The following is a 19,381-nucleotide window of genomic DNA, read 5'->3' on the forward strand; positions in this document are numbered from 1 at the left end:
CCCGGGAACGGACGGTCCAGCCCCGGACCGGCGGTCCGTGGCTAAGGCGGGCGGCCTGTGCCAGCCTGGGCGGGTGAGCAGCGGTGAACTGGCCGACTTCCTGCGCCGCCGGCGGGAGGCGCTGCGCCCGGAGCTGATGCCGGCGACGGCCGTCCACCCGCCGGGACGCCGCGCCCGGCGCACTCCCGGGCTGCGCCGCGAAGAGGTCGCGGCGCTGGCCGGGGTCTCGACCAGCTACTACGAGCGGCTGGAGCAGGCCCGCGCGCGACGCCCGTCCGCGCAGGTGCTGGCCGCGCTCGGCACGGCGCTGCGGCTCACCGCCGCGGAACGCGAGCACCTGGCGCGGCTGGCCGGGCAGGTCCCCTCCGGCAGGGAGCCCGACCGGACGCCGGTACCGGACGACGCCCGCCGCCTGCTGGACCGGCTCGCCCCGCTGCCCGCCTACCTGGTCGACGCGCGGCAGGACATCCTGGCCTGGAACGACGCGGCGGCGGCGTTGATCATCGACTTCGGGTCGCTGCCCCCCGGGGAGCGCAACACCGTGCGGCTGTCCATCCGGCTCGGCGGCACCCTCTGCTCGGCGCCCGCCGGAGCGGAGGCGGAGTTCGCCCGGCAGTCCGCCGCCCAGCTCCGCGCGGCCCACGCCCGCTACCCGTCCGACCGCGTGCTGGGCGAGCTGGTCAACGCGTTCGCCGCGCAAAGCCCCGACTTCGCCGCCGGTTGGCGCGACCATGACGTGCGTCCCGTGTCGACGTTGCGCAAGCGCCTGCGCCACCCGAGGTTCGGCCCGCTCGACCTGGACTGCCAGACCCTGCTGGTTCCCGGCACCGACCTGCGGCTCGTCCTCTACACGGCGGAACCGGGCGGCCCGAGCGCGGCCGCGCTCGATCTCATGGGTTCGTGAGTCCCGCGCGGTCGGAGTCGGGGAGCCAGTCGCGCTCGGGGGCGTAGTCCAGCCAGCGGCTGGCGCGGCCCAGTTCGCTGAAACAGCGCAGGAGGGGGTCGAGCCCCGGGTGGCGGTGCGTCCCGCGCCAGGCCAGCGACCACGCGTACAGCGGGGTCGGCCGGACGAGCGGGATCGAGCGCAGCCCCGCGTCGCCGGGCGGCGGCGCGTCGGCGGGGAACAGCGTGAAACACGAGGCGTCGGCGCGGACGTGCTGGAGAAGGTGGTCCAGGCCCAGGTTGGGACCGTCCTGCCGCCGCGTGATCTGGAACTCCTCGGCGAAGCGGCGCAGGAAGTCCAGGCGGTCGAGTTCGGCCGGGCACCGCAGCGCGCTGCCGCGCAGGTCCGCCGGGCGTAGTTCGCCGGCGTCGGCCAGCGGGTGGGAGGCGCTGACCACCGCGTCCACCGGTTCCAGCCGGACGACCCGCACCGCGAGGCCCGCGTCGCGGCCGTCCGGCAGCGGATGCACCCGGCCGAATCCCAGGTCGGTGTCGCCGCGTGTCAGCGCGGCCGCGACCGACGGCCAGTCCCGTCCCGGCCCCGGCTCCAACCGGACCCCGCCGAGTTCCCGGGCCGCCTGGGCGACCGTGCGCATCGGCGCGTACAGATGGCCCCAGGTGTCGATCCGGACGACCGCCCCGGTGCCCGTCACGGCCGCGACCGCGCGCTCGCCCGCCGCGAGCGCCTCCCGCGCGACCGGCAGGAACCGCTCGCCCGCCCCGGTCAGCCGGACGCCGCCCTCCCGCTCGAACAGCCCGACCGCGAGCAGCGCCTCCAGCCGCGCGACGCGCTTGGACAGCGCCTGCTGGCTGGTGCCCAGCCGCTCGGCGGCGCGACCGAAGTGCAGGGTCTCGGCGGTCACGGCGAACGCGCGGACCAGCGCCAGGTCGAGATCCACGTCCCTGACCATATGCGACAACGATCCGTTGTCGGCCGACCGGGCGCGTTGTTGGCCAGGTTCCCACGGCGCCCGGTGGGGTGGACGCGAGGCACCGCCGAGCACGCAGGCGAATCCCCAACGGCACCCGGAGGAGAACCACCATGACCGACCCGCGCACCGTCGTCGTCCGCTACGTCGAGGCCGTCCGCGACGGCGACGCCGAGACCGTCCACGCGAGCCTCACCGAGGACGCGACCTGGCACTATCCGGGCGACCTGCCCATCTCGCAGGTGTGGCGGGGCCGCGAGGCGATCATCGACGACTTCCTCGGCGGCATGGGACCGCTGCTGGTCCCCGGCAGCTTGGAGATCGAACTGCTCGGCACGATCACCGAAGGCGACCACGTGGCCGCCGAGTGGACGTCCAGGGCCAGGACGGTCCACGGCACGGTCTACGACAACCGGTGCGCCGGGGTCTTCACCGTCCGCGACGGACGCATCGCCTCCGTCGTGGAGTACACCGACACCCGGCACGTCGCCGCGGCCCTCTTCCCGGACCGCGCCGCTCCCGCGTGAGCGTCAGACGACCAGGTCGCGGAGCAGGTCGCGCAGGGACTCCTGCTGGACGTCGCTGAGCGCGGTCAGCGGCGAGTACGTCCCCAGCCGCTCCAGGACCTCGCCCCTTCGCCGTTCACCGGCGGGAGTGAGCACGATCCGCTTGGCGCGCCGGTCGGTCGGATGCGGCCGCCGCTCGACCAGGCCCTGCTCCTCCAGCCGGTCGAGGACGAAGGTCGCGTTGGACGCCTCGCACGACATCCGGTCGGCCAGCTCCCGGGCGGTGATCGGCTCCGACAGCTCCCGCAGCGCCACCACCTGGGTGGGGGTCAGGCCGAGGTCGTCGGCCGCGCGGCGCACATGCGTCTCAAGCCGCTGGACGAACCGGTGGACCAGCTTGCACACCTCCCGGTCGATCTGCTGCTCCGTCACCGGGCCCGCCACCGCGAAGGACTGTTCGGCATGCCCCGAGTCTAGCGACACTGATTCGAGTCATGATAGTTATGACTCGAATCATTCGAACTCGAATCACTTGGGACGCGCATGCCCTTTCTGGTCTTCTCGCTCATGCTCGTGGTCTTCGGCCTGACCACGGGCGAGTTCGTCATCGCGGGGATCCTGCCGGACGTCGCGGACGACCTGTCGGTCTCGATCCCGGCGGCGGGCCTGCTGGTCAGCGCCTATGCGCTCGGCATGATCGTCGGAGGGCCGGTGGTCACGACGCTGACCGCGCGGCTGCCCCGCCGCCCGCTCGTCGGCGGCCTCGTCCTCGTCTCGATCGCCGGGAACGCCGCGTCCGCCCTGGCCCCCGGCTACGCGGTCCTGCTGGCCTCGCGCTTCGTCGCGGGCCTGGTCGTGGCCACGTTCTTCGCCGTCGCGATCTCCACGGCCCTCGCCACCGCCCCTCCGGGCAGGCAGGCGTCCACGGTGGCGCGGCTGACCCTCGGCATGAACCTCGGGATCGTCGCGGGCACCCCGCTCGGCACGCTCATCGGCCACCACCTCGGCTGGCGCGCGCCGTTCGCCGCGATCACGGTGTTCAGCGCCGTCGCCCTGGTGCTCGTGCTGCGGTCCGTCCCCGACCAGCCCGCGCCCAGGATCAGTTCGCTGCTCGGCGAGCTGCGCGTGTTCACCCGTCCGGACGTCGCGCTCGCCATCGCCCTGACGGCGGTGGGCAACCTCGGGGCCGTCACCGTCTTCAGCTTCCTGGCGCCGCTGGCCACCGACGTCAGCGGCTTCTCCGAGGACGCGCTGCCGCTCCTGCTGCTGGTGTACGGGACGGGCGCGGTCGCCGGCAACTTCCTCGGCGGATGGCTGGCCGACCGGGCGCTCATGCCCTCGCTCGCCGGACTGCTCGCCGTGCTGGCGGGCGTCCTCGCGCTGGGCTGGACGGCCGGCGTCCACCGGGTGCCGTCCGCCGCGCTGTGGTTCGCCCTCGGCGTGCTGGCGTTCGCGATCATCCCGGGCCTCCAGACCCGGGTGGTGACCACCGCCCAGGCCGCGCCGACCCTGGCCGTCGCCGTCAACGCCTCCGGTTTCCAGCTCGCCGCCGCGTCCGCCGGATGGCTCGGCGGGCGGCTCATCGACGGCCCGGGACCGCGCTCCATCTACCCTGCCGCCGCCGCCCTCACCGCCCTGGGCCTGCTCATCGCGCTGTACTCGATCCGCCGCGACCGCCGTCCTGCGGGCTGAGCGCTCCCCGGAGTCTCGCGCGAGCGATTCCTTTCCGGGCGGACGGCGGTCTGCACGGGTGAAGGGCACGCCCGAAAGAACGGAAGAGGCTCACCATGACCGATGAACGACAGGTGCTCGCGGTGCTGGACGAGGTCCACGCCGAGGCGGCCGCGGCGGCCCCGCCGGGGGCGCACCTGCCCGCCCGCGAGCGGGACGGCGCCCGGCGCGTCGAGTCCTTTCACAACCGCGCGGCCTGAACGGAGGAGCGGCGATGGCGAGCAAGCAGTCCGAAGCGGTCAGGCGGCACTGGGCGGCGGCGCGGCTGGCGATGGTCCGCCCGGACGCCGAGCAGCCCGACGGCGAGTCCTGGGGAGACCTCACCGCCGAACCGCGAGGGGTGGACTACATCGAGGTGGAGGCGGCCGGCCTGCCCGCGATGTGGCTGGTGCCCAAACGGCGGGTCCAGGACCGGGTGCTGCTGTGCCTGCACGGCGGCGGCTACATCGGCGGTTCGCTCTACACGCACCGCAAGATGTTCGGTCATCTGGCCAAGGCGGCCGGGGTGCGGGCGCTGGTCGTCGACTACCGCCTGGCCCCCGCCCACACCCACCCGGCGCAGGTGGACGACGCGGCCGACGCCTACCGGTGGCTGCTCGACCAGGGCATCGACCCCGCCCACATCGCCTTCACCGGTGACTCCTCCGGCGGCGCGCTGTCGGTCACCGCTCAGCTCCGGGCGCGGGAGCGGGGCCTGCCGCTGCCCGCCGCCGCGATGCCGTTCTCGCCGTGGACGGACATGGAGGCCGCCGGGAAGTCCTACGAGACCAACCAGGAGAAGGACCCCTTCTTCTACCCCGAGACCGTGCGGACGCTCGCGGCCACGTTCCTGGGCGAGGGCGGCGATCCCCGCGACCCGCCGGCGAGCCCGCTGTACGCCGATCTGGCCGGCCTCGGCCCGATCTACATTCAGGCGGGAGGGGATGAGTCGCTGCTGGACGACGCACGCATGCTCGACGAGCACGCCCGCAAGGCCGGCGTCGACGTGCGGCTGGACGTCTTTCCCGGGATGCAGCACACCTTCCAGATGGCCGCGGGGAGGGCGCCGGAGGCCGATGACGCGATCGGCAGGATGGCCGCGTGGGTGGCTCCCCGGCTCGGGTTGTGACCAGCCCGCCGCCGGGAAGGGAAGAGGAGGGACGGGTGCCTGAGGAGCACGAGTTCGCCCGCAGTGCCGAGCCGTTCCGGCGCGAGCTGCTGGCGCACTGCTACCGGATGCTCGGATCGCTCGACGAAGCCGAAGACCTCGTCCAGGAGACCTACCTGCGGGCCTGGCGCTCCTACGGCACCTTCGAGGGGCGGTCGTCGGTGCGGGTCTGGCTGTACCGCATCGCGACCAACGCCTGCCTGACCGCGCTGCGCGACCGAGGCAGGCGGGCGTTGCCGTCCGGACTCGGGGCTCCGGCCGACGACCCCGGCGTCCCGCCTGAGCACGGGGCCGACCCGGACGTGGCCTGGCTGCAGCCGATCCCGGACGCGCTGGTCACCCCGCGCGAGGAGGATCCCGCGGCGATCGCCGACGCGCGTGAGCACCTGCGGCTCGCGCTCATCGCCGGGCTCCAGTACCTGCCCCCTCGGCAGCGCGCGGTGCTCCTCCTGCGCGAGGTGCTCGGCTTCTCCGCCGCAGAGGTCGCGGCCATGCTCGACACCACGGTCCCAGCGGTCAAGAGCGCGCTGCAACGGGCCCGCGCCCGGCTCGACGAGGCCGCCCCCGACCGCGAGCGGCTCATCGAGCCCACCGCTCCACACGCCCGCGCACTGCTGGAGCAGTACATCGTCGGATTCCAGAACGCCGACACCGGGGCCCTGGAACGAGCCCTGCGCACCGACGCCGCCATCGAGATGGTCGGCACCCGCACCTGGTTCTCCGGCGTCGCGACCTGCCTGCGCTACCTCGCCCGGGTGAGCGGACCACCCGGCGACTGGCGGATGACCCCCACCTTCGCCAACGGACAGCCCGCCGCTGCCGCCTACCTCCGCGACGCCGGCGGAACCCGCCGCGCGTTCGGCCTCGGCGTCCTCACCGCGACCCCCCGGGGCATCGCCCGCGTCACCGTGTTCTCCGGCGGCCCCGATCTATTCGCCAGGCTCGGCCTCCCGCCCACCTGGGAACCGCCTCCGGCCGTCAGGCCACGGCTTGTTCTCTCCGGGCGCTCAGCCGGGATGGTCGGATCACCCCGCGTGAAGGAACCGGAAGCGATCGGGATCCGCCGGGTCCCGGTCGGCGACGTGGATCGGCGCCCACGTCCATTGCCGAACGCTGATCCCCGGCGTGCGGGAGAACCGGATTCGCCCACGTGTGCCCTCGACCGCGATGCGCGGCCAGGCCCCGGCAAGGCTCCGCCGGTCGGCGCCGTACTCGCTCATCATCGCGGCGAGGACGGTGATCGTGTCGTAACCCTCGAAGGCGACGAAGGACGGGGTTTCGGCGAGCCGTTCCCGGAGGGCCGTCCCGATCCGCGCGCCGAGGGGGCCGAGGTGCTCGGGCAAATAGCGCAAGAACGGGATCCCGGCGCCGTCCGCGCCCAGTAGTTCCGCCCATGCGGGGAGTTCCGGCTGCCCCGCCGGGGCGCCGATCAGGACCTCGGCGAGACGGCGGTCGCGGCGGACGGCCTTCACGATCGGCACCGCCGGATCAGGGTTGCCGACCAGGAGGAGGAGGGCCGTCGCGCGGCTGTCGGCGAGTTCGTCGCACAGCGCCGTGGGGGTGAGCGTGCGCATGTCGAATTCGATGACGGTGCCGTCGCGGGGAGCGAGGTGGTCGCGCAGGATGCGGGTTCCGGCCGTCCAATAGGCGCTCGACTCGGCCGCCACGGCGATCCGGCTGTGTCCCGCGCCGAGCAGGAAGTCCGCGTAGATACGCCAGCCCCGCGACTGCGCCGGAGCGATGCGCGCGACCCATTCCGTCGGCTGCTCCGTGAGCTCGTCGAGAACCGCTGACGAGCAAAGGTAGGGCAGGGAAAGGGCGTCGGCCTTGGTGGCGGCCGTTCGGGCGACGACGCTGTGGTACTCCCCCGCCAACGCGACCGCACCGAGCCGAGCGAGTTCCTCGACGGCCGCCGCGGCCCTCCGCGGGTCGGCGGCGGTGTCGCGGACCACCAGGTCGATCGGCCGCCCGGCGACGCCGCCGGCGTCATTGACCTCGCGGACGGCCAGTTCGAGCCCGGCGAGAAGATGCCGGCCCGCCTCGATCCAACCGGGTCGCGTCAGCGGGACGAGAGCGCCGATCCGGATGGAGGTCCCGTCGGCCTGTCCCGCTCGAAACGACGGCGTGTTCATGCGCTGGTCCCCCCTCGTGACGGCTGGCCGCTGATCCAATCACATCGGGGGAAGGCTCAGTCCGGCGAGGGCACCGAGTCTCCGGTCAGCCATCTCGTCGCCTTGGTCGAGGCCGATGCGCGCGGCGTCACGGGTAGCCGGATCAGCGCGAGGAGACCGCCATCAGGGCGGGGCGTGAGGGTGAGCGTCCCGTCGTGTGCCCCGACGACGCTCTGGACGATGGCCAGCCCCAGCCCGACGCCCGCGTGTTCGTCGCTCCGGGCGCGTTCCGTTCCGCGCTGGAAAGGCTCGGTGAGCGTCGGCACCAGTTCCGGCGGGAGCGGAGCGCCGGTGTTCTCGACCCACAGCACGCTCGCGTCGTACAGCGACTCGGTGTGGACCCGCACGGTACCGCCGATCGGCAGGTTATGGACGATGGCGTTCTGGACGAGGTTGGTCACCACGCGCAGGAGGAGTTCGGCCGAGCCGACGGCCGGTGTCCTCTCGCCGGTGACGTCGAGCGTGATCTGGCGCTGCTCGGCGAGGGGGAGCAGCGTCTCGGCGGCTTCCTCGGCGATGAGGGACAGATCGACCGGCTCACGGGTGAAGCTCCCGCTGTCGCCCCGGCTGAGCAGCAGAAGGGCTTCGGTGAGGTCGATCGCGCGCGTGTTGACGGTGTGGAGGCGCTCGATGAGCTCGCCCTTGTCCCGCGCGGGGTCGTTGCGGGCGACGTCCAGGAGCGTCCGCGAGATCGCCAGCGGCGTGCGCAGTTCGTGGGAGGCGTTCGCGGCGAAGCGCCGTTGCTGGGCGACGTGGGATTCGAGCCGGTGGAGCATGGTGTCGAACACGTCCGCGAGTTCGCGGAACTCGTCCCGGGGGCCGCGCATGCGGATGCGGTGGGACAGTGATCCGTTGGCGGCCGACCGCGCCGCCTCCGCGATCTGCGTGAGCGGCGAGAGCATCCGGCCGGCGAGGACCCATCCGCCCAGGGAGCCGAAGACCAGCAGGAAGATCATCGCCGTGACGGCGGCGGGGGTGAAGGCGCGCGTGAGGTCGGTGCGGCTCGGGCTGAACCCGCCGGGCCCGTACTGCGTGGTGTCGGGGACGTAGCGCAGCAGGAACGCCCACACCACGGCCAGCAGGAGCGCACCGGCGAGCAGCAGGAACCCGACGTAGCTGACCGTGAGTTTCAGCCGGGCGCTCAGCCCCGGGCGCCTGTTCATGAGCGGCGGCTATTCATCGGTACCTCCCGGCTCGGTGTCGATCCGGTAGCCGACGCCGGGCACCGTGGCGATGATCCACGGTTCACCGAGGCGCTTGCGCAGCGCGGAGACGGTGATCCGGACCGCGTTGGTGAAGGGGTCGGCGTTCCCGTCCCAGGCCCGCTCCAGCAGCTCCTCGGCGCTCACGACGCCGCCCCCGGCGGTGACGAGGACTTCGAGCACGGCGAACTGCTTGCGGGTGAGCGCGACGTAGCGCCCGTCGCGGAACACCTCCCGGCGGAAGGGGTCCAGCCGGATGCCCGCGATCTCGCTGACCGGGGGCCGGGCATAGGCGCGGCGCCGGTCCAGCGCCCGCAGCCGCAGAACCAGTTCCCGGAGCTCGAACGGCTTCGTCAGGTAGTCGTCGGCGCCGAGCTCGAAACCGGACGCCTTGTCGTCGATCCGGTCGGCGGCGGTCAGCATGAGGATCGGGATGCCGCTGCCCGAGGCGACGATCCGCCGCGCGACCTCGTCGCCGGAGGGGCCGGGGATGTCCCGGTCCAGGACCGCGAGGTCGTAGGAATTGACGCTGAGTAGTTCCAGCGCGGAGTCCCCGTCGCCCGCGATGTCGGCGGCGATCGCTTCCAGCCGGAGGCCGTCCCGGACGGCTTCGGCCAGGTAGGGCTCATCCTCCACAATCAACACGCGCATCCCTGAAGCTTATGCGTCACGGCATATCGCTGACATATGGTGACGTACGGTGGTCGTTTGTGCGGGGGGACGACGGCGGGCTCACGCGGTGTTACGCGACACTCCTTCTCACGCGCGGTCCGATGCCGGTGACGATCGTGTGGGGAATGGTCCCGGCCCAGCGCGCCCAGTCCTGGACGGTCGGCGTCGCGCCGCCGTCCGGCCCGAACACGGTCGCGGACGTGCCGACCGGGAACGGCGCGGCACCGGTGTCGATCACGATCTGGTCCATCGAGACCCGTCCGACGACCGGGAAACGGCTGCCGCCGATCTCGACGCCGGCCTCGGGCGAGCACCCCCGCGGGATTCCGTCGGCGTAGCCGACCGGCAGGATGCTCAGGTGGGTGGCACGCTCCGTGACGTACGCGCCGCCGTAGCCGACCGGAGTACCGGCCTCCACCGCCGCCGTGTGCGCGATCAGCGCGGTCAGGCGGGACGCGCCGTGCAGCTTCACCGTCCCCGACGGATCGATCCCGACCAGCCCCGCGCCCACGCGGACCATGTCGAAGTGGGTCGCCGGATCGGTCAGCGTCCCCGAGGTGGCCGCGAGATGGGCGGGCGGCGACCCGAGCCCCGCCTCCCGGACGGCCCGCCGCGCCTCCTCCATCTCCGAGACCGCCGGGGCGTTCGCGAGGGGATCGGCATGATCGGCCAGCGGTAGATGCCCCATGACACCCGCGACACGGATCCTGCGCGCCTGCTGACCGCGCCGAGCGAGACCGACCAGCTCCTTCCACCGGGCGCGGGGGCAGCCGCCCCGGGCCATTCCGGTGTCCATATGGAGGTGGACCCGCACCGTTGACGCGGCCTGCGAGACGAGCGCGTCGAGTTCGTCCACCGACCCGACCGCGACGTCGATCCCGTCGGCCACCGCCGCCCCGGCGTCGATTCCGGAGGAGTGCAGCCAGGTGAGGATCGGCACCGTGAGACCCGCGGCGCGCAGCTCGGAGGCCGCCGCGATGCTCGTCGTCCCGAGCCACTCCGCGCCGGCGGCGACGGCGGCGCGGGCGACCGTGGCGGCGCCGTGGCCGTAGCCGTCCGCCTTCACCAGGGCGATGACCGTGCTCCGGGTCCGCGCGCGGATCTCGGCCACGTTCGCCGCCACCGCGGCGGGGAGCGTCTGGAAGGTCGGCGGCCGGAAGGCGCCCGTCCGGCGCTCCAGCGCGACCGGGTTCCGGCTCACCGCCGCATCCTCGGGTCGAAGGTCGGGTCCGGGAACATCGACGGGCAACCGCCGCCGGCGGCGCCGGGGCGCAGTTCGTAATGCCATGGTTCATTGCGGTAGATCTGGCACAGCCCGTATGCGGCGCCGTGTTCGGAAAGCCAATTCGTGGCCGCGTAAGGGCCGAGGTCGACCGCGTCGCCCGACACGTGGGCGGAGGTCTCCGCGGTGGCCACCCACCGCGCCGCCTCCCTTTCCGAACCGTATTTCGTGACGGCGTTCCGCAGCAGGCGCCGCTGGTAGGCGGGCGACCGCCAGCCGCTGTTCACGCGGATACGGACGCCGGCGGCCTGCGCGGCCTGCGCGGCCCGGCGCAGGGCGGCGCGGAGGTCCGGGTCGAGTCTGCTCACCGCCGGCCTCCGGTCGAACACCGAGAACGGCGCGTTCTCGGGAATGACGCCGTTGGCCTCGTCCGGGGTCAGCCGCCTGGTCGACTGGCTGATCTCCACCGACACACCCGCCGTGCCCGACGGGTCGGAGGACTCGGAGGACCCGAGCGACCGCACCACGGCGAACACGGCGATCGCCGCACTGAGGATCGTCGCCAGAGCGACCAACACGATCCAGCGTCTTCGGTGGGACGGCGATGGCAGTGGTGCGTTGTGCATACCTCCACTGAAGAGGAATGCCTGTTGCCATGGCGTATTCGCTTTTCAATACGCTCGCGATATACGGGACCCGCGAAGTGGAGGGGGCGACCAATTTCCGCCGCCGCAAAGAATGGCTGTCCGTGGCGAACGCCACGGACAGCCCACCACGCACAGCCCACCACGGGCGGCGAACCCATCACAAGTCAGATCGTCGCGGGATCGGCGGTGGCCGTCACCTCCTGGCCCTGGCCCGCCGCCGAACGGCCCGGGATCAGCGCGAGCGCCAGCAGGCCCGCCGCCACCGCGATCCCCGCCGCGGTCAGCATGCCGATCCGGTAGCCCTCGGTGAGGGCGACGGCGGCGACGCGCTCGCCGCCCTCCAGGACGTCGGTCGTGCGGGCGGTGGCGATCGCGACCACCACCGCCAGGCCGAGCGAGCCGCCGAACTGCTGGGCGGTGTTGAACAGGCCGGAGGCGAGTCCGGCCTCCTCCTGGCGCGCGACCGACGTCGCCCCGACGGTGGTGGTGACGAACGCCAGCCCGCTGCCGACCCCGATCACGATGGACGGGCCGAGGACGTCCACCAGGAAGCTCCCGTCGACCGACATGCGGGAGAACCAGGCCAGCCCGGCGCCGGTCACGACCAGCCCGGCCGCCATCGGCGCCCGGACGCCGATCCGGGTGATCAGCGCGGACGCCGCCCCCGCCGTCACCGCGATCGTCAGCGCGAGCGGCAGCGCGGCCATCCCGGCCTTGACCGGCCCGTAGCCGAGCACCTGCTGCATGTAGAAGGTCATGTAGAAGAACATCGGGAACATCGCCATCGTGCTCAGCAGGGCGATGATGTTGGCGCCGCGCAGCATCCCCAGGCGGAAGATCCGCAGCGGCATGAGCGGCTGCGCGGCCCGGGACTCGATGACGAAGAACAGCGCGATCAGTAGCAGCGACACCGCTCCCAGGCCGAACGTCTGCGCGGACCGCCAGCCCGCGTTGTTGGCGTCGACGAGCGTGTAGACCAGCGACGCGAGCCCGCCGGTGGCCGTCACCGCCCCCGCGAGGTCGAAGCCGCGGGCGCCGGGGTCCTTCGCCTCGGGCAGGAGCCAGGGCGACAACACGATCGCCAGGATCCCGATCGGGACGTTCACGTAGAGGGTGGACTCCCAGCCGAGCCACTCGGTCAGGCCGCCGCCGAGGATCGACCCGGCCGCGCCGCCCGCCCCGGCGACCGCGCCGATGACGCCCATGGCCTTGTTGCGCTCCGGGCCCGCGGTGAAGATCGTCATGATCAGCGACAGCGCCGCCGGGGCCACGATCGCGGCGCCGACGCCCTGCACGGCGCGGGCCCCCACCAGCATCCCGGCGTTCACCGACAGCGCCCCGACCAGGGACGTCGCGGAGAACAGCCCCATGCCGACCATGAACATGAGGCGCCGTCCGACCAGGTCGGCGACGCGTCCGCCGAGGAGCAGCAGTCCGCCGAACGTCAGCGTGTAGGCGTTGGCGACCCAGGAGAGGTCCTCGGGCGCGAACTCCAGGTCCTTGCCGATGGAGGGAAGGGCGACGCCGACGATCGACGCGTCGAGCACGAGCACGAACTGGGTGGCGGCGAGGAGGGCGAGCGCGAGCCCGCGCCGCTGTGTTGTGTGTGTCATTTTCCGCCTGACTAGGTTCTCTGATGGGTCGCCGCCATGACGAACGGCGGCGGAGGGGTGTGACCGTGTCCCTGGCCGGGGTCGGCGGGAGCACGGCGAATCGGCGCCGACAGGGACAGAAGAACGCAGCCCTCGGCGCGCCGCACCTCGAAAGGTGCGGCGATGCCGAGCGGTCACGCGACCCAGGAGGGGACGACCTGCTCCAGCCGGGCCGGGTCGGTGACGGTGCGGATCGCGGTCACCACACCGCCGGCGACGGTGAAGGCCATCACCGTCGTCGGCCGCCCCTCGACGGTGATGAGGACCCCGGGAACCCCGCCGACGAGCGCCGGATGCACCCGCGCGTCCGGGCGCGCGAACGTCGTCGCCCGCGCCGCGAGCCTCTCCGCGCCCCGCACGACGAACTCCCCCTCCAGCCCTTGGGCGTGCACCTCGACGTCGGGGGCGAGGACGCTGAGCAGCCCGGCGACGTCGCCCCGGCCGGCCGCCGCGAAGAACGCCTCGACGACCTCCCGCGCCGCGGCGTGGGAGTCGGGCGAGGGCGTGCCCGACCGCAACCTTCCGCGGGCCCGGCTGGCCAGCATCTTCGACGCGGCGGTGCTGCGTCCGAGGACGGCGGCGATCGCGTCGAACGGAACCTCGAAGACGTCGTGCAGGACGAACGACACCCGCTCCGCCGGGGTGAGCGCGTCCATGACGACGTACAGCGCCAGGCCGACCGACTCGGCCAGCACCGCCTCCTCCTCGGGGTCGAGCCGCGCGCTCCCGACCGGCTCGCGCTGGAGCGCGCCGATGTCGAGTTCCAGCGGCTGCTCGCCGCGCGTCCCGCGCCTGCGCAGCACGTCCAGGCAGATCCGGCCCGTCACCGTGGTGAGCCATCCGCGCAGGTCCTCGATGTCGCCGCCGCCGTTCCGCACGAGCCGCAGCCACGCCTCCTGGACGGCGTCGTCCGCGTCCGCGTGCGAGCCGAGCACGCGGAAGGCGATCGCGTGGAGATAGGGACGCTGGTCCTCGAACCTCGCGGCGAGCTGTTCTTCTTCGGTCATGGTCTCCCCCGGTCCAGGACGGTGTCACCACCAGGACGCACCGCACGACGGTGAGGTAACGCGCGGCACCGGCGTTACCTTCCGCCGCGTCCGGACGTCGTAGCGCCGTCCGACCGACAGGACGCCGGTCAGAGAGCCGGTCTTGAACATCATGGAGGAACCATGGGATCGCGGATGTCCAACCCCACCGTCCTGGTGCCCGAACTCATCCCGGTGGCGGGCGCGCTGGCCAAGGCCACCGGCAGCGGTTCGCTGCCAGAGGGGCCGATGGGCCTGGCGGGCCTGCGCATCGGCCAGATCGTCGGCAGCACCTATCTGATCATCCGGTCCACCGAGGCGCTCCGTAAGGCCGGGGAGACCGAGGAGCGGATCGCCGCCGTGGTGTCCTGGCGGAACGCGCCCTACTTCACGGGCGCCGAGCGTGCCGCGCTGGCGCTGGCGGAGGGCGTGTTCCTGCCCGCCGTCGGCGGTGAGCGGGTCTCCGACGCCCTGTACGCCGAGGCGTCCGAGCACTTCGACGAGAAGGCGCTGGCCACGCTGATGATCGGGATCGGCCAGGTCGCCTTCTGGTCCGCGGTCGCCGTGATCGGCAAGCCGGTCCCGGGCGTCGCCGACGAGGAGACGTGGCGCTGACCGCCTGATCTCTCCGCCGTTCGCCGGGCGCGACCGCGTCCGGCGAACGGCGAGGCCCCAGGGGCACGAGGCGGGCTCGCGCTCAGCCCTCCGCCGCCGAAGGGACCCCGGATCGGATGTGGTGTTCGATCGCCGCCACACGTTGCTCGATGGGCGAGGGCGGCACGTCGATCAGCTCGTAGCCGTGGTCCCGGTAGACCTGCTCATGCACGCGCGCGAAGGCGAGGGACTCCTCGAAGGTGATCCGGCGCGCCTCCGTCGGGGTGACGAAGCCGATCGGTCGGATCAGGAAGACCTGCTGGTAGACGTCCTCGCGCGTGATGCGGTCGATCGCCGCCGTCAGCGCGGCGGGGACGGGGTGCCGCAGATAGCGGGCCAGGGCCAGCGTGCACAGCGGTGAGCGGTCGTAGATCTGCACCACCGCGCCGGACGCGTCGGCCGCCCGCCGCCGCTGTTCCTGCGTCCGGAGGATCTCCTCGACGAATCCGGGGCGCGTCCAGGGCTCTGCCTCGCCGCCGGCCTGCAGGCGGGCGATGACGTCGGTGGCCGCCTCGTCGATCACCGTGTACCCGCGAGCCCGCAACCGGTGCGCGATCGTGGTCTTGCCCGCGCCCGGCGCCCCGGTCAGCACGTACCGCCTGGGCGGTGCGGACGGGTCGCGCTCGTGGTCGGCCATGCCGCCCACCCTCGCACACGGGTCGGCGGCCCCGAACCTCGCGGACCGCCCCGGGGCGCTCAGGCCATGTCCCAGAGCAGGCGGTAGTAGTCGATGCGCTCAGGGTCCGGGACGACCCCGTAGGCCTCGTACAGGACGCGGTCGTACCCCGGACCGTAGTCCCACTCCGTGCTCCACGCCGCGACCGCGAGATCGGCCCACCGGTCGGCCGTCCCGAGCGAGCCGAGGTCCACGTGCGCGGCGAACCCGCCGTCGTCGTGCAGCAGCGTGTTGGGGACGCAGGTGTCCCCGTGGCAGACGACGAGCCGGTCGATCTCGGGCGGCTCACCGATGCGTGCCCGGGCCTTCGCGAGGTCCAGGTGCCGGTACTCGGGCGACCAGTCGCCCGGCCCCTCCCCGTCGGCGATGCGCTCATCGGCGCGGACGAGCCGTCGCTCGACGCTCCAGTCGAACGGGCAGCGATCGACGGGCAGGGAGTCGTGCAGCAGGCGCAGCCCCCGCCCGATCCCGGCCGCCGCCCTCTCCGGCTCGGCCTTCCACCGGGGGTCCACGGCGGAGCGGCCCGGGATCTCCGCCGTGACCAGCCAGGCGCCGTCGTCGTCCGCACCGTGCTCGATGACCCGCGGAACGGGGACCCACCGGCTCGCCCAGGCCAGCCGCTCCGCCTCCCCGGCCAGATCGATCTCGGGCGTGCCCGCGGCGACCCACTTGACGTACCTGACCGCGTCGCCCGCGAGGCGGAACGTCAGCCCCCCGAGCTCGTTGCGCCACACCGGGGTGACGGTGTCGCCTCCGGCGAGGGCCGCGACGGCTTCGGGTACGTCCACGGGGCCGGTCGGTATCTCGGCGATGACGGGAAGGCTCATAGAATCAAGATCATCACAGGAAGTCCGCGCAGGTGACAAACGGTTTTTCGTTTGACCTTGGTGGACACGGCGGCCACCACCGCGGCGAGCGGCCGCGGTGGTGGCCGTGCCTACCCGTGGTGTCAGCGCTGGGACGGCCCCGGGGGGGCCTCCAGTGCTTCGAGGACGCGGGGGCGGAACTTGACGATGGCGGTGGCGACCTCGTCGAGGTGGCTCTCCAGGAGGAAGTGGCCGCCGTCGAGCAGGGTGATCTCCGCGTCCGGCGCGTCCCGCCGGAACGCCTCCGCGCCCGCGGCCAGGAAGATCTCGTCGTTGCGGCCCCAGACCGCGAGGACGGGGACGCGGCTCGACCGCAGCCACTCATGCACCGCCGGGTACAGGGGGCGGTTGCCGGCGTAGTCACCGAACAGGGCGACCTGGGCGCGGTCGATCCCGGGACGGGCGAGGAGCGCCAGATCGTGCTCCCAGGCGTCGGGGTCGATCAGGCTGGGGTCGGGGACGCCGTGGGTGTACTGCCACTCGATGGCCTCCCGGTCCAGGGCGCCCCGCACGCCCGCCTCGTTCTCCGGGGTGCGCTCGGCTCCGAAGGCCCAGATGGGCTTCCAGAACTCCTGGTCGAACCCGTCCTCGTAGGCGTTGCCGCTCTGCGAGACGACGGCGGTGACCGACTCCGGGGAGGCCAGCGCGAGGCGCCAGCCGATGGGCGCGCCGTAGTCCTGGACGTAGATCGCGTAGCGCTCCACGCCGAGGCGGTCCAGGAAGCCGCGGGTCACCTCGGTGAGGTTGTCGAAGGTGTAGGTGAAGTCCTCCGTGCTGGGCGCCGACGAGCGGCCGAAGCCGATGTGGTCGGGCGCGATCACCCGGTAGGGCCCGGCCAGCGCCGGGATGAGGTGGCGGAACATGTGCGAGCTCGTCGGGTAGCCGTGCAGCAGCAGGAGGACGGGGGCGTCCGAGGGGCCCGCCTCCCGGTAGAAGACGGTCAGGCCGTCGACGTCCACGGTGCGGTGATGAACAGCGACCACGGTAACCCCTTAAGTGGATTTAACTGGTTAGGTTATGCTCATCATGCACAGGGCCCGACGGCGTGTCAAGGAGAGGGAGCCGTGGTCGAGGACGAGGAACTGCTGCTCGCCGTGCTGAACAGCACCCCGGTGGTCGACGGGCGCTCCACGGACGTCCTGGCCGGAGAGGGGGCCGCGGACTGGGCACGGGCTCTGGGAGGACGCGGCACGAGCGGGGAACGCGACCGCCTGCGGCTGGTGCGTGACACCCTGCAACGGCTCATCCGGCGGACGTCATCAGAGGTCGGCGACCTTGCCTCGGTGCTCGATCAGGCGCGGCTGCGTCCCGCCGTCTCGGCCGAGGGCGTGTCGTGGCGGTTGGACGCGGCGCCCGAGGACGAGTTGGCCGTTCGCGTCGTCCTCGCGTGGTCGCGCGTCGGCACGGAGCTGCCGGGGCGGCTGCGGGCCTGCGCCAACCAGGAGTGCAACCTGTTCCTCATCGACCACAGCCGTCCCGGGACCGCGCGGTGGTGCTCGATGGCGACCTGCGGCAACCGGATGAAAGCGCGGACCCATGCGCGCAAGCAGCGGCTCCGGTAGCACCACCCGCCGCTGACGGTGGCCGCCGAGGGCGGCATGTGGTTCGCTGTCGGTTGTCGGTAGCGCGTCCGGCCTGATGCCGCCTGGAGTGTGCCCATGAGCAGGCCGTCCACCGCGGGCGACATCCCGCGGGAACTGCGGCGGACGCTCGGCGTGCCCGACGCCGTCGTGATCGGCCTGGGCTCGATGATCGGCGCGGGGATCTTCGCCGCGCTCGCCCCGGCCGCCCGCGCCGCGGGCTCGGGGCTCCTGGTCGGGCTGGCACTGGCCGCCGCGGTCGCCTACTGCAACGCCACCTCCTCCGCGCGGCTGGCCGCCCGCTACCCGGCCTCGGGCGGCACGTACGTGTACGGTCGCGAGCGGCTCGGCGAGTTCTGGGGCTACCTGGCGGGTTGGAGCTTCGTCGTCGGCAAGACGGCCTCCTGCGCGGCGATGGCGCTCACCGTCGGCTCGTACGTGTGGCCGGGGCAGGCGCACGCTGTCGCGGTCGCGGCGGTGGTGGCGCTGACGGCGGTGAACTACGCCGGGATGCGGAAGTCCGCGCTGCTGACCCGGGCGATCGTGGCCGTGGTCCTGGCGGTGCTCGCCGCCGTGGTGGTCGCGGCCCTCACCGCCGGCACGGCGGACGCGGCGCGGCTGGACGTCGGCTCCGACGCCACGGCCGGCGGCGTCCTCCAGGCGGCGGGCCTGCTGTTCTTCGCCTTCGCCGGGTACGCGCGCATCGCCACCCTGGGCGAGGAGGTCCGTGATCCCGCGCGCACGATCCGCGCGCGATCCCGCTCGCGCTCGGCATCGCCCTGGTCGTCTACGGCGCCGTCGCCGGGTCCGTGCTGATGGTGCTGGGGTCGGGCGGGCTGGCCGAGGCGGCCGCGCCGCTGTCCGACGCCGCGCGGGCCTCGGGCGCCGGGTGGCTGGTCCCCGCCGTCCGCACCGGCGCGGCCGTGGCGGCGCTCGGCTCCCTGCTCGCGCTGATCCTCGGCGTCTCGCGCACCACCCTGGCCATGGCCCGCGACCGGCATCTCCCCCACGCCCTGGCCGCCGTGCACCCGAGGTTCCAGGTTCCGCACCGCGCCGAACTCCTCGTCGGCGCCGTGGTGGCCCTGGCCGCGGCGACGGCGGACGTGCGTGGAGCGATCGGCTTCTCCTCCTTCGGGGTCCTGCTCTACTACGCCGTCGCCAACGCCTCCGCCTGGACCCTCGCCCCCGAGGAGGGCCGCCCCCACCGCCTGGTCCCCGCCGCCGGGCTAGCCGGATGCCTCGTCCTGGCCTTCGCCCTACCGGCGACCTCGGTCATCTCCGGAGCCGCGGTGATCGCGCTGGGCGCCGCCGTCTACGCGGGACGCCGCCTCCTCACCGCGCGGGCCTGACTCCCCCGCCGCTCACGCGAGCGGTACCGGCCCCTGCCGCAACGCGGTGTCGAGTATCGAGTCGAGCGCCTCCTGGGAGGTGCGCAGGCGGGTGATCGCCTCGGCGATGCGGGACCGCTCGTCCCGCAGTTTCGTGATCATGGTCGGGCACGGCGACGGGACCATCCGCCCGTCCTCGTCGTGGACGCAGTGCAGGAGCCCGGCGATGGCCGTGGTGGGGAGTCCGGCGGTGAGCAGCGCGCGGATGTGGCGCACCGCGGCGACGTCGGCGTCGTCGTACTCCCGATAGCCGTTGGCCAGCCGGGTCGGGTGCAGCAGCCCCTGGTCCTCGTAGTAGCGCAGCAGCCGCCGGTTCACCCCCGTCGTGCTGGCGAGTTCACCGATCCGCATCCGCTCCCCCTCCGGGTTGA

At 73.2% G+C, this 19,381-nt stretch carries 20 protein-coding genes and 2 pseudogenes; 9 read left to right on the top strand and 13 right to left on the bottom strand.

Going from position 1 to position 19,381, the window contains the following annotated elements; genetic code table 11:
• The first annotated feature begins 73 nt into the window (after positions 1-73).
• Entirely contained in the window at positions 74-904 is an 831-nt protein-coding gene (locus KLI87_RS28620; protein WP_214619414.1) for a helix-turn-helix transcriptional regulator, read from the top strand.
• On the opposite strand, the gene KLI87_RS28625 is transcribed toward KLI87_RS28620, so the two are convergent.
• On the bottom strand, positions 891-1,841 hold the full coding sequence (locus KLI87_RS28625; RefSeq protein WP_214619415.1) for a LysR family transcriptional regulator: 951 nt from the start codon (positions 1,839-1,841) through the stop codon (positions 891-893). The genes KLI87_RS28620 and KLI87_RS28625 overlap by 14 nt on opposite strands.
• Before the next feature lie 143 nt (positions 1,842-1,984).
• Here KLI87_RS28625 and KLI87_RS28630 point away from each other — a divergent pair, with 143 nt between their 5' ends.
• Entirely contained in the window at positions 1,985-2,398 is a 414-nt protein-coding gene (locus KLI87_RS28630; RefSeq protein ID WP_214619416.1) for a nuclear transport factor 2 family protein, read from the top strand.
• Positions 2,399-2,401: 3 nt separating this feature from the next.
• Here KLI87_RS28630 and KLI87_RS28635 read toward each other — a convergent pair whose 3' ends face one another.
• Positions 2,402-2,860 (bottom strand): MarR family transcriptional regulator, encoded by a 459-nt coding sequence (locus KLI87_RS28635; RefSeq protein ID WP_308166264.1) that lies wholly within the window; start codon positions 2,858-2,860, stop codon positions 2,402-2,404.
• A gap of 60 nt (positions 2,861-2,920) precedes the next feature.
• On the opposite strand from KLI87_RS28635, the gene KLI87_RS28640 reads away from it, so the two are divergent.
• The 4 genes and pseudogenes from KLI87_RS28640 to KLI87_RS28655 all read left to right on the top strand — a co-directional run.
• Complete coding sequence (locus KLI87_RS28640; protein ID WP_214619417.1) at positions 2,921-4,069, top strand: MFS transporter; 1,149 nt, start codon at positions 2,921-2,923, stop codon at positions 4,067-4,069.
• Between the two features lie 95 nt (positions 4,070-4,164).
• A complete protein-coding gene (locus tag KLI87_RS28645) occupies positions 4,165-4,308 on the top strand; it encodes a hypothetical protein (RefSeq protein WP_214619418.1) in 144 nt (47 codons plus the stop codon).
• 14 nt (positions 4,309-4,322) lie between these two features.
• On the top strand, positions 4,323-5,216 hold the full coding sequence (locus KLI87_RS28650) for an alpha/beta hydrolase (protein WP_214619419.1): 894 nt from the start codon (positions 4,323-4,325) through the stop codon (positions 5,214-5,216).
• A 35-nt stretch (positions 5,217-5,251) separates the two neighbouring features.
• Positions 5,252-6,208, top strand: a pseudogene (locus tag KLI87_RS28655) (sigma-70 family RNA polymerase sigma factor); the annotation flags it as partial.
• A 72-nt stretch (positions 6,209-6,280) separates the two neighbouring features.
• On the opposite strand, the gene KLI87_RS28660 reads toward KLI87_RS28655, so the two are convergent.
• The 7 genes from KLI87_RS28660 to KLI87_RS28690 form a co-directional block, all read right to left on the bottom strand.
• Entirely contained in the window at positions 6,281-7,387 is a 1,107-nt protein-coding gene (locus KLI87_RS28660) for an ABC transporter substrate-binding protein (RefSeq protein WP_214619420.1), read from the bottom strand.
• A 56-nt stretch (positions 7,388-7,443) separates the two neighbouring features.
• Positions 7,444-8,589, bottom strand: coding sequence for a cell wall metabolism sensor histidine kinase WalK (locus KLI87_RS28665; RefSeq protein WP_214619421.1), 1,146 nt, complete (start codon positions 8,587-8,589; stop codon positions 7,444-7,446).
• Between the two features lie 9 nt (positions 8,590-8,598).
• Positions 8,599-9,279: a response regulator transcription factor gene (locus KLI87_RS28670; protein ID WP_214619422.1), complete on the bottom strand. Its 681-nt coding sequence runs from the start codon at positions 9,277-9,279 to the stop codon at positions 8,599-8,601.
• Positions 9,280-9,370: 91 nt separating this feature from the next.
• Entirely contained in the window at positions 9,371-10,501 is a 1,131-nt protein-coding gene (alr, locus tag KLI87_RS28675; protein WP_214619423.1) for an alanine racemase, read from the bottom strand.
• Positions 10,498-11,100, bottom strand: a complete 603-nt coding sequence (locus tag KLI87_RS28680; RefSeq protein ID WP_308166265.1) for a M15 family metallopeptidase — start codon at positions 11,098-11,100, stop codon at positions 10,498-10,500. The genes alr and KLI87_RS28680 overlap by 4 nt, the downstream gene beginning before the upstream one ends.
• Positions 11,101-11,333: 233 nt before the next feature.
• Positions 11,334-12,782, bottom strand: a complete 1,449-nt coding sequence (locus KLI87_RS28685) for an MFS transporter (protein ID WP_214619424.1) — start codon at positions 12,780-12,782, stop codon at positions 11,334-11,336.
• A 173-nt stretch (positions 12,783-12,955) separates the two neighbouring features.
• Complete coding sequence (locus tag KLI87_RS28690) at positions 12,956-13,828, bottom strand: sigma-70 family RNA polymerase sigma factor (protein WP_214619425.1); 873 nt, start codon at positions 13,826-13,828, stop codon at positions 12,956-12,958.
• A 162-nt stretch (positions 13,829-13,990) separates the two neighbouring features.
• Between KLI87_RS28690 and KLI87_RS28695 the strand changes: the two genes are divergently transcribed.
• Positions 13,991-14,461: a carboxymuconolactone decarboxylase family protein gene (locus KLI87_RS28695; RefSeq protein ID WP_214619426.1), complete on the top strand. Its 471-nt coding sequence runs from the start codon at positions 13,991-13,993 to the stop codon at positions 14,459-14,461.
• Positions 14,462-14,543: 82 nt separating this feature from the next.
• Here KLI87_RS28695 and KLI87_RS28700 read toward each other — a convergent pair whose 3' ends face one another.
• From KLI87_RS28700 to KLI87_RS28710, 3 genes are all read right to left on the bottom strand, one after another.
• Positions 14,544-15,137 carry an AAA family ATPase gene (locus tag KLI87_RS28700; RefSeq protein ID WP_214619427.1) on the bottom strand — a complete coding sequence of 198 codons (594 nt, stop codon included), beginning with the start codon at positions 15,135-15,137 and terminating at the stop codon, positions 14,544-14,546.
• A 59-nt stretch (positions 15,138-15,196) separates the two neighbouring features.
• Positions 15,197-16,003, bottom strand: a complete 807-nt coding sequence (locus KLI87_RS28705; RefSeq protein WP_214619428.1) for an aminoglycoside 3'-phosphotransferase — start codon at positions 16,001-16,003, stop codon at positions 15,197-15,199.
• A 122-nt stretch (positions 16,004-16,125) separates the two neighbouring features.
• A complete protein-coding gene (locus KLI87_RS28710) occupies positions 16,126-17,025 on the bottom strand; it encodes an alpha/beta fold hydrolase (RefSeq protein ID WP_214619429.1) in 900 nt (299 codons plus the stop codon).
• Positions 17,026-17,106: 81 nt separating this feature from the next.
• On the opposite strand from KLI87_RS28710, the gene KLI87_RS28715 reads away from it, so the two are divergent.
• Both KLI87_RS28715 and KLI87_RS28720 read left to right on the top strand, forming a co-directional pair.
• Positions 17,107-17,604 (top strand): CGNR zinc finger domain-containing protein, encoded by a 498-nt coding sequence (locus KLI87_RS28715; protein WP_308166266.1) that lies wholly within the window; start codon positions 17,107-17,109, stop codon positions 17,602-17,604.
• A gap of 96 nt (positions 17,605-17,700) precedes the next feature.
• Positions 17,701-18,971, top strand: a pseudogene (locus KLI87_RS28720) (APC family permease).
• A gap of 12 nt (positions 18,972-18,983) precedes the next feature.
• Here KLI87_RS28720 and KLI87_RS28725 read toward each other — a convergent pair.
• Positions 18,984-19,361: a MerR family transcriptional regulator gene (locus KLI87_RS28725; protein ID WP_214619431.1), complete on the bottom strand. Its 378-nt coding sequence runs from the start codon at positions 19,359-19,361 to the stop codon at positions 18,984-18,986.
• Between the last annotated feature and the right edge of the window lie 20 nt (positions 19,362-19,381).

Source organism: Actinomadura sp. NEAU-AAG7 (genome assembly GCF_018603865.1).
GTDB classification, from domain to species: domain Bacteria; phylum Actinomycetota; class Actinomycetes; order Streptosporangiales; family Streptosporangiaceae; genus Spirillospora; species Spirillospora litoris.

Excerpts from the sequence above, each read along its gene's own strand:
- KLI87_RS28695 (WP_214619426.1), top strand. The coding sequence starts at position 13,991 with ATGGGATCGCGGATGTCCAACCCCACCGTCCTGGTGCCCGAACTCATC.
- KLI87_RS28700 (WP_214619427.1), bottom strand. The coding sequence starts at position 15,137 with ATGGCCGACCACGAGCGCGACCCGTCCGCACCGCCCAGGCGGTACGTG.
- KLI87_RS28705 (WP_214619428.1), bottom strand. The coding sequence starts at position 16,003 with ATGAGCCTTCCCGTCATCGCCGAGATACCGACCGGCCCCGTGGACGTA.
- KLI87_RS28630 (WP_214619416.1), top strand. The coding sequence starts at position 1,985 with ATGACCGACCCGCGCACCGTCGTCGTCCGCTACGTCGAGGCCGTCCGC.
- KLI87_RS28650 (WP_214619419.1), top strand. The coding sequence starts at position 4,323 with ATGGCGAGCAAGCAGTCCGAAGCGGTCAGGCGGCACTGGGCGGCGGCG.
- KLI87_RS28665 (WP_214619421.1), bottom strand. The coding sequence starts at position 8,589 with ATGAACAGGCGCCCGGGGCTGAGCGCCCGGCTGAAACTCACGGTCAGC.
- KLI87_RS28645 (WP_214619418.1), top strand. The coding sequence starts at position 4,165 with ATGACCGATGAACGACAGGTGCTCGCGGTGCTGGACGAGGTCCACGCC.
- KLI87_RS28670 (WP_214619422.1), bottom strand. The coding sequence starts at position 9,279 with ATGCGCGTGTTGATTGTGGAGGATGAGCCCTACCTGGCCGAAGCCGTC.
- KLI87_RS28640 (WP_214619417.1), top strand. The coding sequence starts at position 2,921 with ATGCCCTTTCTGGTCTTCTCGCTCATGCTCGTGGTCTTCGGCCTGACC.
- KLI87_RS28685 (WP_214619424.1), bottom strand. The coding sequence starts at position 12,782 with ATGACACACACAACACAGCGGCGCGGGCTCGCGCTCGCCCTCCTCGCC.
- KLI87_RS28725 (WP_214619431.1), bottom strand. The coding sequence starts at position 19,361 with ATGCGGATCGGTGAACTCGCCAGCACGACGGGGGTGAACCGGCGGCTG.
- KLI87_RS28690 (WP_214619425.1), bottom strand. The coding sequence starts at position 13,828 with ATGACCGAAGAAGAACAGCTCGCCGCGAGGTTCGAGGACCAGCGTCCC.
- KLI87_RS28660 (WP_214619420.1), bottom strand. The coding sequence starts at position 7,387 with ATGAACACGCCGTCGTTTCGAGCGGGACAGGCCGACGGGACCTCCATC.